The organism is Paenibacillus sp. JT22N1 (genome assembly GCF_059692155.1).
On the sequence record NZ_JCAUAW010000040.1, the window covers coordinates 21,920 to 37,845 of the forward strand.

Annotated in this window: 13 protein-coding genes and 1 pseudogene; 9 read left to right on the forward strand and 5 right to left on the reverse strand. The window is 46.7% G+C overall.

Going from position 1 to position 15,926, the window contains the following annotated elements:
• The first annotated feature begins 87 nt into the window (after positions 1-87).
• The gene (locus AC58UU_RS38195) at positions 88-531 is read left to right on the forward strand and encodes a cell wall hydrolase (RefSeq protein ID WP_147946783.1); all 444 of its coding nucleotides are present in this window, start codon (positions 88-90) and stop codon (positions 529-531) included.
• Between the two features lie 389 nt (positions 532-920).
• Here the strand turns inward: AC58UU_RS38195 and nagA are convergent, their stop codons facing one another.
• Positions 921-2,066: an N-acetylglucosamine-6-phosphate deacetylase gene (gene nagA, locus AC58UU_RS38200; RefSeq protein ID WP_497322681.1), complete on the reverse strand. Its 1,146-nt coding sequence runs from the start codon at positions 2,064-2,066 to the stop codon at positions 921-923.
• Entirely contained in the window at positions 2,056-2,850 is a 795-nt protein-coding gene (locus AC58UU_RS38205; protein WP_497322682.1) for a DeoR/GlpR family DNA-binding transcription regulator, read from the reverse strand. Before AC58UU_RS38205 ends, nagA begins: the two co-directional genes overlap by 11 nt.
• 430 nt (positions 2,851-3,280) lie before the next feature.
• Between AC58UU_RS38205 and AC58UU_RS38210 the strand changes: the two genes are divergently transcribed.
• Complete coding sequence (locus AC58UU_RS38210; protein ID WP_497322683.1) at positions 3,281-4,081, forward strand: class I SAM-dependent methyltransferase; 801 nt, start codon at positions 3,281-3,283, stop codon at positions 4,079-4,081.
• A 156-nt stretch (positions 4,082-4,237) separates the two neighbouring features.
• Here the strand turns inward: AC58UU_RS38210 and AC58UU_RS38215 are convergent, their stop codons facing one another.
• Entirely contained in the window at positions 4,238-4,453 is a 216-nt protein-coding gene (locus AC58UU_RS38215; RefSeq protein ID WP_497322684.1) for a hypothetical protein, read from the reverse strand.
• A 349-nt stretch (positions 4,454-4,802) separates the two neighbouring features.
• Here AC58UU_RS38215 and AC58UU_RS38220 point away from each other — a divergent pair, with 349 nt between their 5' ends.
• The 5 genes from AC58UU_RS38220 (at position 4,803) to AC58UU_RS38240 (ending at position 12,545) form a co-directional block, all read left to right on the forward strand.
• Entirely contained in the window at positions 4,803-5,003 is a 201-nt protein-coding gene (locus AC58UU_RS38220; RefSeq protein ID WP_497322685.1) for an EAL domain-containing protein, read from the forward strand.
• Positions 5,004-5,257: 254 nt separating this feature from the next.
• Positions 5,258-10,489, forward strand: coding sequence for a phosphodiester glycosidase family protein (locus AC58UU_RS38225; RefSeq protein WP_497322686.1), 5,232 nt, complete (start codon positions 5,258-5,260; stop codon positions 10,487-10,489).
• Positions 10,490-10,843: 354 nt separating this feature from the next.
• A complete protein-coding gene (locus AC58UU_RS38230; RefSeq protein WP_497322693.1) occupies positions 10,844-11,338 on the forward strand; it encodes a DinB family protein in 495 nt (164 codons plus the stop codon).
• A gap of 228 nt (positions 11,339-11,566) precedes the next feature.
• On the forward strand, positions 11,567-11,743 hold the full coding sequence (locus tag AC58UU_RS38235; protein WP_497322687.1) for a hypothetical protein: 177 nt from the start codon (positions 11,567-11,569) through the stop codon (positions 11,741-11,743).
• A gap of 466 nt (positions 11,744-12,209) precedes the next feature.
• Positions 12,210-12,545 carry a thioredoxin family protein gene (locus AC58UU_RS38240; protein WP_497322688.1) on the forward strand — a complete coding sequence of 112 codons (336 nt, stop codon included), beginning with the start codon at positions 12,210-12,212 and terminating at the stop codon, positions 12,543-12,545.
• Positions 12,546-12,874: 329 nt separating this feature from the next.
• Here AC58UU_RS38240 and AC58UU_RS38245 read toward each other — a convergent pair whose 3' ends face one another.
• Both AC58UU_RS38245 and AC58UU_RS38250 read right to left on the reverse strand, forming a co-directional pair.
• Positions 12,875-14,212, reverse strand: a complete 1,338-nt coding sequence (locus AC58UU_RS38245) for a cation:dicarboxylate symporter family transporter (protein ID WP_497322689.1) — start codon at positions 14,210-14,212, stop codon at positions 12,875-12,877.
• 399 nt (positions 14,213-14,611) lie between these two features.
• Positions 14,612-14,740 (reverse strand): IS3 family transposase, encoded by a 129-nt coding sequence (locus AC58UU_RS38250; RefSeq protein ID WP_497322690.1) that lies wholly within the window; start codon positions 14,738-14,740, stop codon positions 14,612-14,614.
• Between the two features lie 298 nt (positions 14,741-15,038).
• On the opposite strand from AC58UU_RS38250, the gene AC58UU_RS38255 reads away from it, so the two are divergent.
• Together AC58UU_RS38255 and AC58UU_RS38260 are read left to right on the forward strand one after the other, a co-directional pair.
• Positions 15,039-15,353 (forward strand): hypothetical protein, encoded by a 315-nt coding sequence (locus AC58UU_RS38255; protein ID WP_497322691.1) that lies wholly within the window; start codon positions 15,039-15,041, stop codon positions 15,351-15,353.
• A gap of 464 nt (positions 15,354-15,817) precedes the next feature.
• A pseudogene (locus AC58UU_RS38260) lies at positions 15,818-15,926 on the forward strand (cell wall hydrolase); the annotation flags it as partial.

Here is a 15,926-nt window from a genome sequence, read left to right on the forward strand (position 1 = left end):
TATTTATTATCGCTCACTATTTTGCCAGAGTAACAGATCCGCTTCACCTACAATATGATGTGTATAGAAATCTAAAGAGGTGAGCCAATGGCAGTCGTAAAAGCTAGGAAACAGGATATTGATATGTTGGCAAGGTTGCTTCGAGCTGAAGCTGAGACCGAAGGCGAAATGGGCATGCTCCTTGTTGGAAATGTTGGCATTAACCGAATAAGAGCGAATTGCTCCGATTTTAAAGGAATCCGGACAATTCCCCAAATGATCAACCAGCCGCATGCGTTCGAAGCATTGCAACATGGTATGTACTATCAAAACGCAAGAGAGAGGGAACGTCGTCTGGCGCAACGGACTGTGAATGGGGAGCGGAATTGGCCAGGCAAATTCTCCCTATGGTATTTCCGTCCAGGAACGTTCGAAAATCCCGGACCATGTCCGCCAACTTGGTATAATCAGCCGCTCGTAGGACGATGGAAGAAGCACTGTTTTTATGAACCGACCGCGAAAGAATGTGAAAATGTATATAATACGTTTTAATTTTATAAACGTAAAGAGCTCAGGATCTCTTAACCTGACTTGTCACAGCCATGTGTCGGTTGACAAGAACTTTATCTCATTAAGTGCCGCGTAAATCGGGGCTTCTTTGGGTTTAGTGGAATAAAGTTGTTGTCACGGTCATTATTCGGAAACTATACCAACGTGACAGGCCGTCCGATGTCGGATGACAAGAACATTAGCCGAATGAAGTCTGCTTGAATTGCGGGCTTTATTTATGATCGGATCAAGTTCTTGTCATTTGTCAATGTTAAGAACATTGTCCGGTTGCCGACGAGCTTTGCTGGTCGGCAGCCTGTTTAACGAACGGAAAAAAGTTTAAAAAAGGAAAATCACGATGGGTGGAGAAAAAGTTGTTGTCGGGTTAAGCATTAGACGATGTACCCCTTAATCATTGTCCATTGAACTTGGAATTGTTCATCTAACAAGACAAGATCAGCATCAAAACCCCTGGAGATCCTACCTTTATTATCCAGACCTAGTATTCGTGCAGGTGATCTTGAAGCCATTTTAACCGCGTCTATTAAAGAAATGCCGGTTTCTATGGTTAGACGCAGTGCCTCATTCATCGTAACCGTACTGGAGGCTAAAGTCCCATCCTCTAGGCGTGCTACACCTTCGGAAACCGTAACATGATGGCCACCGAACATATAATTTCCATCACCAAGTCCCATGGCTTGCAAAGCATCTGTGATAAGTACCATGCCATCTGGTCCTTTCAGACGATGCATCATTCGAACGATTGCAGGATGCAAATGAATGCCATCTACAATCGCTTGTAGGCTGACATGTTCTTCTTCAAAAGCGGCTACAACCAGACCGGGATCCCGATGATGAATCGGACGCATGCCATTGAAACAATGCGTAACATGACTCGCTCCTGCTTCAAAGGCTTGCTTGGCCTCCTCGTATGTGGCATCCGAATGCGCGACGGCGATAACTACGCCCATTTCCTTCAGAAAAGAGATGAGTTCCATCCCACCAGGTAATTCGGGGGCTATTGTAACCATCTTAATCAGTCCATCTGCTTCGTTAAAAATTTCTTTCATTTCAGTAAGATTCGGATGTCGTAAAAACCGTTCATTTTGCATACCTTTACGCTTCGGATTCAGGTAAGGACCTTCTAGATGAAGCCCTGCAATTTTGGCCCCGACTTCATGTCCTATGACACGTTTCACACTACGAATCATGGATAATAATTCTTCAATAGTAGAGCTGACGGAAGTGACCAGAAACGAGGTGCAGCCGGTTTCTGCACAAGCCCGAGAAACCTCCTGAATACTTGTCTCACTTCCATCCATCATATCGAACCCGTTGGCACCGTGAATATGAACATCGATCATGCCTGGTATTAATAAATGTCCTTGACCATCCATAAGTTCATATTCGCCCTCAGGAAGAGAAGATAGGCCGCTTTCTATCTTTTCAATAATTCCATCTCGTATCCAAAGTATGGCAGATAGACCAGGGTTATCTTCTTGAATCACGTTTACATTGTGTAAAATTTTAAGACTCATCTCTGTTTTCCCCCTCGAATTTGTCTTTCTCCTCACATTGAATAATCGTTATATTTTTATTATGAAGTACTTCTCTTATTTCGATAGGCACCTCTTGATCGGTAATTAAAATGTCTACAAAGTCAAAATCTAAACGATAAACCGACTTGCTTGTAAACTTTGTGAAATCTGCTACAACAATGACCTGATCCGATCTGCGGGCCATCTCTTTTTTAACAGAAACATCATCTTCGTAAGGAAAGTAAAGCCCATCGGCTCGTATAGCTGTAGCTCCGATAAATGCCTTATCAGCTCTTAATTCTCTCAGCTTATCAATGACGGAGGGTCCAAATAACAACCGATTTTTGGCATGTAAATAGCCGCCGAGTACATATACTTGCAGATCTTCCCGACCTGATAGAATCCCTACAATGTCTATGGAATGTGTAACAGCCGTAATATTTTTAGCTGTAATTTGTTCTGCTACAGACTGTACCGTAGTTGAAACGTCTAAAATAACTGTTTCCCGATCTTGAACCAGTTTAGCTGCTAACTTCCCAATTTTTCTTTTACTGTCTGTTTCGTCAATTAAACGTTCCTGATAAGTGGCTATTTCCTTCTGCAATTGAGGCAGAGCGACACCTCCATGTGTACGAATAACGACCCCTTCTTGTACTAATTTAACAATATCTCTTCGGGCTGTATCCCTAGATACATCTAGAAGAGAACAGATATCCATAACACTCATCGCGTGGTGTTTATTAATATAGTCGAGTATTTTCAGTAATCGTTCTTCTTGATACATCAATCTCACCTCTTATAAGTAACTTTACCATAAAATTTAAGTATTTTAAAGTAATTTATAAGTATATTTAAGTATTATATTGGATTTCCCAATTTCAATTGGCCGATATATGCTTGAATACCCATGGTTGGGTAATTATCACGAAAAAAGAAATGAGAAGAGGGTGTGGAGTTCAATGCATAATATTTCACATTTAAGCAGTGTTATTAAACCACTTCAAATACTATTTAGGGACGTCATACAAGGAATAAACAAAAAATATTTGTGCTAAGAACATATATCTTTTGCCGTAAATATAGACAAGAACAAAGTATTATTGCTACAGCGTGAAATGGAGAATAATGGAATGAAATGGAAGGGTTTCATTACCCACATGCCGAAAAATAAAAGCAGATGGGTTAGAATATTTATATTTGGGGAGGGCTCTGGTATGGATAAAAAATCTGCTTATAGAACAAACATTATAGGAGCTGGCGAGGTTGGCGTCGCCAGCTCGGTCGACATGGATAATAATGTTGTTCATAAAACAAACAGCTTCTTTTGGGATACAAAAGGAAATGATATCTTAGGAACAACCGCGCTTCCTCTCTATGGCGCATTTGTCTCGGAAGAAAAATGCCAACTTTTTGGCGATGTTTCAGGAAAAAAGATGCTGGAGATAGGCTGTGGAAGCGGTCAATCTTTGCAATATCAGGGGGAACGCAAAGCATCTGAACTATGGGCTGTGGATATATCAGAAAAACAAATCGAAAAGACAAGGCAACATTTGACGGCATGCGGTCTTTCAGCAACATTGATCTGTTCTCCCATGGAAGAAGAATGTGGCATACCAGAGGATTATTTTGACTTTGTTTATTCGATTTATGCCATAGGCTGGACCACCGACCTTGAGGGTACTTTTTGCCGGATTGCTTCTTACCTAAAAAAAGACGGCGTATTTATTTTCAGTTGGTCTCACCCTATACACAAATGTGTTGTTGCAGAAAATAATATGCTTGTTTTTAAAAAATGTTATTTCGATGAATCTTGGTATTCGGTATCTCTTGACGAAAGTACACTAACATTATCGGACCGTAAACTATCAAGCTATGTGAATGCGTTGGCAAAAGCGGGATTTGTCATTGAGCAAATGATTGAGCAATCTGATGATGAAATTATGAATAACAGCGATTTTGCAAAAAAAGCAAAGATGCTTCCTGTAACTTTTGTAATCAAAGCAAGAAAACTATAAGAGTACAGTATAAGCATTCGACCGCCATCCATAAAAAAACAAACATCAATCTGAGTATAGAGATTAGCCGCCAAAGAATGTGGCGGCGAACATCAATGAGAGACGATTGTTGAAGTAACGGAGAACGATAGCTCAAAAAAGACACGAATGCAGCACCTACTCGACAATCGCTATTAGAGCTTCTGCGGCAATCGTCTTGGCTACCTCGTTGCCTTGCGCTGAGCTCTCCGCAATAGTTTGGAGCGCTTTCTTGGCGATCTCCAGCTGTGTGGTAAAACGGTCAGCCATTTTGGCGATATCGATGGTAAAGTCGTCTGTTAGCTCGCCATTGCCTATTAAGACGACCGCAGTAAATTCGAATCTATTCTTCACCTTTATTCATCTCCTTCAGCTGGATTTCATTGCCGGCGTAGTCGGTCCCAATAGACGCACAATTACCCCAATGGGCGAATATTTAAATCATAGGTGGGGCTATGACTTCCCTATGGACAATTTTTTAAAATTAAAGGTTCGTTAAGGCGAGGCATTGAGCTAACGGCGAACGATTGTAAAAAGTACTTCAAAACTTATTTGTAATTCAGCTTTTTCACTCCAAAACACCACTTAAAAACTTAATTTGTAAATCGATTTTATAAGAAAAGCCAGCAATCCCTTGAGTTTGCTGGCTTCTTGCACTTCAAGTGACAAATTAAGTTTTGAAGTAAAATATACGTTCACACTATTGAGAGAACGCATACGAACGGGCAGATTAGCGTATGTGGAAGCCATTATCGCACTCGCGCATAGTCTGGGACTCGATGTCGTGGCCGAGGGCGTGGAGACGGAGCAGCAGTATGCGATTTTGGATGCTCTAGGCTGCGACCATATTCAAGGCTACTATTCCACAGGCCGATGCTTGCGAAAGAAGCCGTTTCAAAACTGAAAGAATTGCATAACGGTAAGCCGCACGGTGTGTGACCTGATAGGTTGCGCACCGTGCGGCTTTTTTCGATTGGTGCCGCATGCCGGAGGATCATGAAGGGCGAAATTTTCAAAACGTTAATATAAAACATGAATGGTTCTTACAAACTGAAAATATAATTTATAAATATACGCGGGGTGTGAAAAAAAATTTCGGACTAATCGACATAAAAGCGCCCCGACATGATCCCAAAGAAACAGGAGGAAAGCTACAGTATGAGACAGACGAATCGAAGAATTCTCCATGTGCTGCTCAGCCTAAGCATGGCCTTTGCCATGCTGGTTCCGCTGCAGACGGTACAAGCTGTCGACAGCGACCCGGCGGATGCGCAAGTACTGGACACAAGGAGCATGGAAATTGCTCCGAACGCGACCTACAACTGGTACAGCATGAAGATGCCGAGAGGATTGGAAAAGGTTCATAGCCTAGAGTTCAGCCCGACCGATCCGAACTTGGAGCTGTTAGCAGGCACCAAAGGCGGAAAAGTATATGGGATGCAAGGGGTCACCGAGATGGCCCAATATTACGATAAACCCGGACAACGGGTGATTGCAGGTGTAAACGGTGATTTCTATGATTTGAGCGGCTACGGCTCCGGGGTTCCTGGCGGATTGTTCATGGGCGACGGCAAAATCCTCAATACGCCGGACTCGAACTATGCCGTCTTCCTTATGGACTACGACGGTACGACGCGTTATGTGCCTAACCCGAAGCTGACTCGAACGCTAACCATTAACGGAGCGACAAGCAATATCACGCATATTAACCGTTATCGTGGAAATCATGAGCTGATTCTATACACGTTCGACTACGCCGACACGACGAAGACGAACGAGTTCGGTGATGAAGTGGTGCTCGATGTTCTCGAGGGGGAAGCGAAGAGCGGCCAAACGATGAGGCTCAAGGTCTCGGAAGTGCGGAAGGATGCAGGCAATACTCCTCTTGCAGCGGGCAAAGTTGTGTTGTCGGCAAGCGGAACGGCAAGACCTGTTCTTGCTGGGCTTAAAGCCGGTGACGAGATAACGGCGAGCTTCAACTTCCCGGCAGGGTTCGAGAACGTGAAAGTCGCCATGAGTGGGTACCAACTGATGCAGAACGGCACCGTATTGAACAACGTCCCGCCTGCAGGCATTCACCCGCGCACGGCGATCGGCTCGAAAGCCGACGGGACCGTAGTGATGATCGAGATCGACGGACGACAGCCGGGCTTCAGCGAAGGGGTGGAGACGTCCGAGCTCGGTGATATCATGAAGAACATGGGTATCGTGAATGCGATCAACCTCGACGGCGGCGGCTCCTCGACCTTCATCGCCAGATTGCCCGGCGAGTCGAAGTTTAAGCTGCTCAATACGCCTTCCGACGGAGGCGAGAGGCAAACCGGCAACTCACTGCTGCTCGTGAACAAAGCATCAGAGGGGGCGGCGGCCAAGCTGGTCGTGCAGCCGCAGCTGGAGCGCGTGCTGGCCGGCACGAGGCTGCCTTTGAAGACGGCGGCGGTAGATGCCACAGGTCATCCTGCCGCCATGCCGGCGGGGACGCTCAGCTGGTCCGTCGATCCGGAATACGGAAGCATTGACGAGGCGGGTGTGTTCACCGCAGGTACGAAGGTCGGCATGGCTGCGATCCAGGTGACTGGCGGTGGCTTAACCGGTACAGGCACTGTGGAGGTTGTCACGGAGCTGACGGAGCTGAAGTTTCCGGATGTGGAAAAGGCGGTAGATACCGCAGCCTCCGTACCTTTGAAGGTACAGACGCTTCGCAACGGACAGCAGATTGTGGCTGAGAATCGCCTGCTCGAATGGAGAGTGGAGGGCGACATCGGCACGATCGATGCGAACGGAGTGCTTAAGGCGACAAGCGAGAGTGGCAAGAGCGGCAAAATTTTCGTCAAATACGGATCGGTAGAAACCTCTATGAATGTAAACGTCGGCACACCGCCGGTCATATTGGAGGATTTCGAAGGGGGTCTAAGTAAATATTTGACGACGGCGGGAGCCAGCTACAATAAAGCGGTAGCCAGCATCACCAACGAAGATGAATTTGTGCGCTTCGGGACGAAGGCGCTGAAGCTGGAATATGATTTTACAGGGAAGCCGAGCACTTCAGGGGTGTACCTGCAGTCGACGAATGCGTCGAACTACATTGACATCCCGGGCTATCCGAAGAAAATCAGCATGTGGGTGTACGGCGACGGCAGCGGTTACTGGCTGCGATCGCAGCTGCGTGCGAAGGACGGCACCGCGAGCGGTACGCCGATTAACTTCACGGACGATGTGACTGGCGTCAACTGGAAAGGCTGGAAATACGTCGAGGCGGACGTGCCGGCCGGATTAACTCCGGGGCTGAAGCTGGACATGCCGGTTCGTCTAATGGCTACAACCGCTAAGGTAAAAGGTGCAGGCGCCATCTATGTCGATAACATCCGAGCGCTTTACGGACCATCGACTGACGACATCGAACCTCCTATTATCAAAAATCTAGAGCCCGTCGAGGGCAGCACCATCACCACGAACCTTCCGAACATTCGGGCGATCGCCGAGGATGCAGGGTACGATCGAACGCAGCATCCAGGTACGACGCTGATTGATCCGGAGAAGATTGCATTCTTCATCGACAACAATCCGGTGACGCATACGCTGTATCCTCCTGAAGGACGGATTTCGCACAAGGTTGACGTACCGTTGGTGGACGGCTTGCATAAGGCAAAGATCCAGGTTCGCGACCTGTTCGGAAATCGTACGGAGAAGGAATGGACCTTCAACGTTAATACCGGCTCAGCCAAATTTCAATACAGCGCACCTGCGGTTACGAACGCCGGAGGCACGTATTCGGTGGACATCAAAGGCGGCAATGTAGGGCTGATCGGAGGAGGCGAACTGAATTTCAAGCTCGATCCGGCTAAGGTGGAGGCGCTGCAGTTCATTCCCGGCGGCAAGCTGAACGGGACTCAGGCGCAAGCGTCGGTGGACTCGGTTGCGGGTACGGCCAAAATTACGTTTGCAGGGTTGAATAGCCTCACGCTGACGGATTCCGATGTGCTCGGCAGCCTGCAATTCCGGGTGAAGTCGGATGCAGTCGGCAAGCATACGATTCAGTTCCAATCGGGCACGATCAAACTGGCATCTGATCCGAGTCGCGCTTGGCCATTCTTCGGACTTCCGCTCGAGGCGGATATTCAATACGGCCTGCAGGTCGGGTGGGATGAATTCGGTATCGTGCAAGGTCATCCGACGAATTTTACGGTAACGGGTGAGTCCGGGGCGGCGGCCTCCAGGGCCAAGCTGCTGGTAGACGGGGTGGAGCGAGGTACCGCGGACGGCGCGGGCAAGCTGACGCTGTCCGACCTGACCGGGGCGCTGAAGACGTACAAAATCCAAGCGGTGAAGGATTCCGTCTACAGCCCAGTGATGACGCTGACGGTATCGAAGCTGTTCGGAACGATGACGCCGTACAACGTGAATGTGAGCATGGGCGGCGATCCGAAACACGAGCGCGGTTTTACATGGCATACGCATCCGAGCGTTGAGGGCACGGTGCTGGAGCTCGCGAAGAAGGACGGGTTCACCGGCTTTGATCAGGCAGGGGTTATGAAGGTAGAGGGCGACAGCTCGCTGTTCGTCACGTATGATATCGGTACCGTTCGCGTGCATAAAGCGACGGTCAGCGGTCTGGAGCCGGGAACAACGTATGTGTACCGGGTCGGCAATGGCAGTGGCGGCCAAGTTAGCGGTCAAGGCACATTCACGACGGCGCCGGAAAGCGGCGATCATTTGAAGTTTGTGTTCTTCGGCGACTCTCAGGCGTCGGACAGCGCGGGCTATGACAAGTGGGCGGCTACGGTGAACAAAGCGGTGGCGGAGCATCCGGATGCGGATTTCCTGGCTCATGCAGGCGATATGGTTGACTCCGGCCACTTGGAAGCGCAATGGAACATGTTCTTTGACAAGGTCAAGGATCCGCTGATGAAGACGACATTGGTGTCCGTGCTCGGCAACCATGAGGTTACGGGAACGAAAGGCATCAGCGATTTTATGCAGCATTTCAATCAACCGGGGAATGGGTTGGATACGCTCAAGGGGACTCATTTTTCCTTCGACTATAAAGATGCGCACATTGTTGTTCTGAACAGCGAATACCAATATGCAGAGCAAAGAACATGGCTGCGTCAAGATCTAGCGGCGACGAAACAAAAGTGGAAGATCGTCCTGTTCCACCGCGGTCCATACGGCAGCATCTATGATACGGTGGAAACACGCGAGCAGTGGACGCCGGTGTTCGATGAGTTTAAGGTGGACTTAGTGTTGAACGGACACGATCATATTTATTTGCGCAGTTACATGAAGAACAACCAGCCGGCAGCTGCCGGGGAAGGTACGGCTTATGTGACCGCAGGTTCGACAGGGCCAAAGTTTTACGATTTGGTGCCGAAGCCTTGGACGCAATTTACCGATGGTGAGCAAACGCAAATGTACGTAACGGTGGAGACGGCCGGCGATGAAATGTCGGTTGTGACGAAAACGGTCGGCGGCCGTGAGGTGGATCGGTTTACCGTGTCTTCGAAGGCAGCCGATACCGCTCAGTCCGTCGTGATTAATAAGCCGGAGGTTCAGCTTCCGTTCGGCGGCTCCGTCAAGCTGGAAGCGACGGTACTACCGGAGACGGCCCAGGACCGCTCGGTGACGTGGTCGGTGTACAACTCGACGGCTCCAAATGTCGTTGAGGTGACAAATGATGGGGTCGTCCATGCGGTTGGGTTTGGTACTGCCGTCGTGCGGGCAACCAGTGTGAACGCAGATGTGTACGCGGACAGCGTGGTAATGGTGCTGGATGAGACGGCTCCGGTCACTACAGCCGAATTACCTCCGGCCAATGCCAACGGATGGTATCATTCGGATGTAAAGTTGACCTTAAATGCATCGGATCCATTATCCGGTATCGATAAAGTTCAATATCGGATCAATGGCGGCCAATGGCAAACCTATGATGGCGCCATAGACGTTTCAGCTGAAGGAACGAATACAATTGAGTATCAAAGCAAGGACAAAGCAGGAAACATGGAAGAGCTAAAGAGTGAAGTCGTAAAAGTAGATAAAACAGCACCGGAAATGCAAATGAATCAGAATAAAAACGAGCTGTGGCCGGCAAATCATAAAATGGTGACCGTAACGGCCGGAACTTACGGCGTAATAGATCCGATTTCCGGCATTCAGTCCATTGTTTTAAAATCCATCACCTCTAACGAACCGGATGATGGTCTTGGAGACGGAGACACCTCGCAAGATATTCAAAATGCGGACTTTGACACACTGGATTATATGTTTGATTTGAGGGCTGAGCGATCCGGAAGCGGAGGAGGACGGGTATACACCATTACTTACGTCGCTACGGATTATGCAGGTAACGTGAAAACAGTAACATTGACGGTAACCGTTCCGAAGAACCGATAACAAGAATGATCTGATAAATAATGGCTCCCGCTCTAATGGTGGGGGCCATTTATCGTTGTACTTTTACGATATTGGAGCTAATGCCAGCCATTTATGATGGGTGTTACGGGCAGTTTAATATTAAAATCTGTTGTTTTATTGGAACTATATGGTATTATATATGGGAACATTAGTTCCCTTTCTTAGAGTTACGGAATAGTGTATATCGAACATATGTTCACTTTCATTGTTATTAGGAGGTATGAGTTTATTGGATAACACATCGATACTGATTGAGTTTCTCTTGAAGAAATATAAAGCTGAAAAGAAATGGACACTGAAAGTAATTGCACAATTAGGAGGGACAAGCGGATGTTGAACAAAGCGTTGATGGTCGGGGATGTCATGCAGGAATGGACGGGGACGCGCCGACTGTTGGCGAGCTTGCAGGACGAGCATCTCGGTTGGAGGCCGCACGCGAAGTCGTATACTCTTGGGGAATTGGCGACGCATGTCGTCAACCTGATCAATTGGCAACTGGTCATTTTGCGCGATCCGGGACTGGATCTGGCGACCGTGCCACCTCATAGGGTAGCCTTAGCGAGCCGGCAGGCGTTGCTGGACGAATTCGACGCGAACATCCAGGAGCTAGAGCGGACGCTGGACGCCATCGAAGAAGCGGCGTTGGCCTCGAACTGGACCCTCCGTCGCGGCGATACGGTCATGGCCGTACAGCCGAAGGCATTCGCATTCCGTACGATGGGCATGAGTCACATGATTCACCACCGTGCGCAGCTCGGCATGTACTTGCGTCTGCTCGACCAGCCGGTACCGGGCGTCTACGGTCCGACCGCGGACGAACTCGGCTAGTAGCGTTAGCTATCACAACTAAGCCCGTCGGACTTGTCCGGCGGGTTTGCTGCTCTCATTCGCCACATTCATGTGTCGGAAGCGTAGTACACCGTCTGCAACCTTAGAGCTCGGCCGTCTGTCTTAGGATCGAAGGAAAGGTGTTGCCATGAGAACCTTTGTACGGATGCTCGTGTTGCTCCTGACGCTCCCGTTTGCGGTCAGGCTCAAGCGCTTAGCTGCGAGGCGATGAGGATCGATGAGGCCTATGGGAAATATGATGCCATTGTAACCGGTTATGTGGAGGCCGTAAGGCGAACCGATGATCGTCCGATCTGGGCGTACGCGTTACGGAAATGTTCAAGGGCGACCTGGACCCGCATCTTACTGTGGTGGAAAACGAACCTGGGGACCACCTCCGGATAAGAGGCAAGCCTATTTGTTTTTCATGGCCCGAAATGGCGACGGTTGGGAGCATATTGTGCGCTCCGACGGTGTCTCTGGACATTTACCCGGTCACACAGCACAATCAAATACATAGCCAAAATGAGGAAGGGCCGATTACAGTAGCAGTACTCCTATAAATGATCATTATTAAAGATTGATTGTTAAGCTAACGCAGAACAATAGCACCACGACAAAAAGCTGCCGGAAATTGGGAGCGATACAAATTGCACAATCTCAATGATTTATTGGATTTGTTAATTGAACTAAGGGATTTGATAGACAACGTTGAGGCTTTGCTAGGGGTACGTAAGGAGGAACAAGTTGCTTCAAATCGAGCTCGAGCGGTACCTTCGGAATAATAGGTGATGCAAGAGAGAATCTTATCAATAAATTAGGCAAGCATTGTGGTAGATGATAAATGCATCGAACATGAGGAGGTCACAGGGTGGAGGTCATTTCATTAATAAAAGAAACTTTCAAGGGACAGATCAATCATGGGATCACGCTCGTTGACTTTTATGCGCCTGGGAGCGAATCTTGTCAAGAACAGCTTCTCATTGCTGAGAAGCTGGCTCATGAAGTAAGATATCAAGCTACCATTGCCAAAGTTGATATCGATCAGGAAAAAGAACTTGCAACGGAATACGGTGTGTTGAGCGTGCCAACGTTAATGCTGTTTAAAGATGGTTATCAAGTGGAAACATTGGTTGGGCAACAAAGTAAAGAAGTTTTGCTGCAGAACATCAATCGATATGCAACCATGGGCGATTCATGCGTGTAATGAGAAACAAAAATACCACTATGCCAATCGCTGAGTTGTATTTTTGTTCTACAAGTTGATATGTGCCGCGTGAGCCTAAAGTAGTAGGTTATTCTGAATATATAATCAAAGATTTTAATCATTAGTCATGTTTACACTACCAATAGATAACTTGAGCCATATCATAAATGAGAAGTTAGGTCATACGTTGAACGATAGCTCAATCACGACATGACGGCAGCCGGCCACACGATCGGCTGCCGTTGTCCGTTGAAGTTACGGGCAGATTAGCGGAAATTACTTAAAGTGAAATTATTAAATGTTCAAAGGACTCCGTTAGTAATTTGATTTTAAGCATTTATTTGCTGTTTATTCGCAGCTAAAACGTTATTTTCAACCGAAGTATATGGAAGACTGCCATCGAGGGCGCTTTTCGCGCGATTATGGTCAAGCAAACCTTCCCAACGTGCAATGACGAAGGTGGCAACAGCGTAGCCGATAATATTCACTGTCGTACGATAATTGCCCATGAATCGGTCCGGTGCAAGCATTAGAGCAACGGCGGCCATAGAGATCGAACCTGTTGCCGCCGCAGTCGCTGACAGTGCCACAAATGCAGAACCCGGTATACCAGCCATCCCCTTGGACGTTAACAAAAGGACTCCCAGAATCATAAGCTGTTCGACAAGACTCAATTCGACGCCGGTCGCTTGGGCAAGAAATATCAGAGCGAGTGATAAATAGATTGACGCCCCGTCTAGGTTGAATGAATATCCGGTCGGAACAACCAGACCGACAACAGCTCGGTTGCAGCCGGCATGTTCAAATTTATTCATGAGCTGCGGCATTGCCGCTTCCGTCGAACCTGTTGCAAACGCGAGAATGATCTCCTCTCGAATGTAGAGGATCAACTTCCAAAGGCTGATGCCAACGAATATTCGTGTGATGATAGCTAACACAAAGAGAAATGCAAGACAAGCGATCGTCATGGCCACAAAGAGTTTACCGAACGACACGAGTGTGGTAACCCCATACTGACTAACAGCGAACGCCATCGCGCCGAATGTCGCTATAGCCGTAAGCTTCATGATATAGCCCATAATTTGAAACACGACTTTATTGAAATGCTCTAGAAGATCGACAACAACCTCCGCTGTTCGTCCGCCTACATGGATAAGCGCAAAACCGAAGAAGCAGGAGACGAGCAGTACCTGCAGCATTGTATTATTCGCAAACGCTGAGACGGCACTATCCGGTATGATATTCAGGAAAAATTGCGCCCCGCTTGGAAGTGTAGAACTCTTAGTGACATTATTGACAGCTTCCGTTGTCAAGGTTCCAGGATCGATATTCATTCCCGCGCCGGGATTGAATAAGTTCGCCACTACCATGCCTATGATTAGGGCAAAGGTTGTAACAACTTCGAAATAAAGGAGGGTTTTTCCGCCTATCCTACCAACTGATTTGATGTCGCCAACCTTCGCAATACCAACGACAACAACACCAAAAACAAGCGGTGAAATGATCATTTTGATAAGCTTGATGAAACCGTCGCCGACTGGTTTAAGCGTGACACCAATTGTCGGCCAAAGATAACCGACTAAAATACCCCCGATGATTGATACCATAATCTGAAAAAAAAGGCCTTGATAAAAAGGTTTCTTTACAGTTGCCGTTTTTGGATTCACTATGCATCCTCTTTTCTTCATTTTTTTGATATCAATAGACCCTAATGTAATATTTCTTTTCAACTCTGTTCATTATTTTATGTTAACTTATGTTACAAGAATAGTTTGTTTTTATAACATTGTTTGAAAATACAAAATAAGAATCCCCCGTTGTTAACACTGCATAACTGTAATATGCTCGATAAGGTGGTCATTGACGCCATGAACGAATGATTCAAAATATTTTATAGGTTCAATAGCGTCTAGTGTAGTCATAGAATGCTAAGGAGTTTTCATGAATATTCGACGATGAACCTCATTGAACTGGGAAACGATGTTGTCGGGTGACAAGAACATAGTCCGATTAATATCCGCCTAAATGGTCTTACCCCCGTCAAGTAGACAGTCAAAAAAGTCGGATTATGCAACGACCGTTTCCCGGTACTCAACCAGGGGACGGTTCTTTAATTTTTTTTGAAATCTGTTGTGGTTGTAAAACTCTATGTATTCTTCAATCGCTATAGGTATTTGGATTATACACGGAGACATGAACCCATCTAATGTCCATGTTATTACTTAGAAAGAGTAAAGATATTTTAGACATGTTGGAAGCAGAAGGAAGTTCAGAAGGGAAAAAGAGAGAAGTTGTTATTAACGCAATAGATATATTGAACTTTCTAATGGACAGATCTTTCAACTAACGCAGAACGAGAGTTCAATAAATAGGAGAAGGAAGCTGACCTCTGAAATTGAATCGATTTCAGTAATCTGGATAAACTATCCTCGATACCTTGATTTGAAGTGGATCGATTATCTTATTATGAACGATGACATGGAGGTATAAAGCATGTTAAATTTATCTGAGCTCGAGAATGTCCATGCAGATATTGAATCCGTTCACGAAGTCGTACAATGTTTAAAAGCAAGAATAGATGGCATATATATTGGAATTCACATTCTCAAAAATCGGGAGAGCAGTTACTTTTATGAGCTCAGTCATTATTATAGAGGTGCAGACAATGCCGGACCTCTTGTTGCAATGGAAAACCGCTATTATTCGATAGAGGAAGCGGCAAAGGGAGCACTCCAAGCTGCAACGATGTGTTACCGAGGCACTGATGAAGGTGGGTCTTGGCTTAGAAACGATTCCTTTCTTCAATAAAGAGATCAAATCGATGATAAGCTTCACGATTGCGAAAGACAGGACTGACTGGATCATCCCATCTGTCAGATGACAAGAATATTATCCCATTACAAGCCGCTTATATTGCGGCTTTTTTGACGCGAAGTAGGGAAGATACAATAAAGCAGTTGTTATAGCTTGTGAGGAGAACCGTTTCGCATTAAGTTGAAAATTGATAAATTTCCATAATAATAGTCTCAAAAGTCCATTCATTGCGGGAATGAGATAAAGTTCTTGTCAATTCTCAGTGTCAAGAACTTAATCCGATTGCCGATTTGTGTCAAGAACATTGACCGAATGCCGACAAGTTTAAAGAGCGCGCTCAGCTAACGGGCAGAAGAGTGTGGTGGAACGGCTATTTATTATCGCTCACTATTTTGCCAGAGTAACAGATCCGCTTCACCTACAATATGATGTGTATAGAAATCTAAAGAGGTGAGCCAATGGCAGTCGTAAAAGCTAGGAAACAGGATATTGATATGTTGGCAAGGTTGCTTCGAGCTGAAGCTGAGACCGAAGGCGAAATGGGCATGCTCCTTGTTGGAAATGTTG